The sequence below is a fragment of the Xanthobacter sp. BG11Y11_SDJG genome, from assembly GCF_057364445.1.
Genome location: NZ_JBNFNU010000741.1, coordinates 1 through 1,031, shown reverse-complemented (window position 1 = coordinate 1,031; position 1,031 = coordinate 1). Strand labels below are relative to the sequence as shown.

Sequence of the window (1,031 nt, the reverse complement as noted above, 5' to 3'; positions counted from 1 at the left end):
GTCGGGCGTGTCGAACAGCAGGTGCCCGGCCGCGTCCCACGCCGCGCCAGGCGTGGCGGGCATGGAACGCGACGCCCGCCGCCGAGAGCCGGCCGAGCCAGGCGCGCAGCAGCGGCGAGGCCTTGAAGCTCTTCGGAAAAGACCCGCCCGCTGGTGCCGACGAAGGGCTCCTCGCCCAGCCCCTGCGCCCAGTCCATCAGCGCCGACGGCGGGAAGGCCGCGAGCGCGGCCTGGAGGTGGTCGCTCGCCTCGCCGTAGCGGGTGACGAGCCGCTCGAACGGCTCGGAATGGGTGAGGTTCAGCCCGCCGCGTCCCGCCATCAGGAACTTGCGCGCCAGCGAGGGCATGCGGTCATAGACCGCGACCGCAAGGCCGGCGGCGGCCAGGCGCTCGGCGGCGGCGAGGCCAGCGGGGCCAGCGCCGATGATGCAGACGAGCGGCGCGTCCTTCTGAGAGACCATGGCCGCCATTTAAGCGCGGGCGGGACGATTGGGAAGGGCGGACGCGGCGGCGGCGCCTGTGCAGGCAGAGGCCGTCCGGTTCGCCCCCGCACGCGAACCGGGCCACGACCCGAAGCGCGCGGCGATTGACGCGCGCGCCTCGCCCCCCTATAAGCGCCCCGAACTCAGGCGGCTCCGGCGGCCGGAGCCCAGCCCTCATTCCTCGAGACGATCTCGCCTGTCGAGCCGATCGAGCGGGCACGGCGCACGGCGCCGACGCAGCGCTGCTGCTGGGGTCCGTGTCACCGCGGCGGCCACAGGAACCCCGGAGACCAGACCCGTGAAGCGCACTTATCAACCCAGCAAGCTCGTGCGCAAGCGCCGCCACGGCTTCCGTGCGCGCATGGCGACCCGCAACGGCCGCAAGGTCATCGCCGCCCGCCGCGCCCAGGGCCGCAAGCGCCTGTCCGCCTGAGAGGTGGAGACCGCGGAGCTGCCCGTCGTGGATCGCCTCCGCAAGCGCCGCGACTTTCTCGCCGCCGCCAAGGCCGCCCCGGGGCCGCGCCTGCCTTTCTGCTGCAGGCGCTGTGA

Annotated in this window: 1 protein-coding gene and 1 pseudogene; one reads left to right on the top strand and one right to left on the bottom strand. The window is 74.2% G+C overall.

Annotation, left to right across the window (positions count from 1 at the left end):
- Window positions 1–461 (bottom strand): annotated as a pseudogene (locus AC2W7M_RS26215) (NAD(P)/FAD-dependent oxidoreductase); the annotation flags it as partial.
- Window positions 462–780: 319 nt separating this feature from the next.
- Between AC2W7M_RS26215 and rpmH the strand changes: the two are divergent.
- Window positions 781–915 carry a 50S ribosomal protein L34 gene (gene rpmH, locus AC2W7M_RS26210; RefSeq protein ID WP_238122056.1) on the top strand — a complete coding sequence of 45 codons (135 nt, stop codon included), beginning with the start codon at window positions 781–783 and terminating at the stop codon, window positions 913–915.
- Window positions 916–1,031 lie beyond the last annotated feature (116 nt).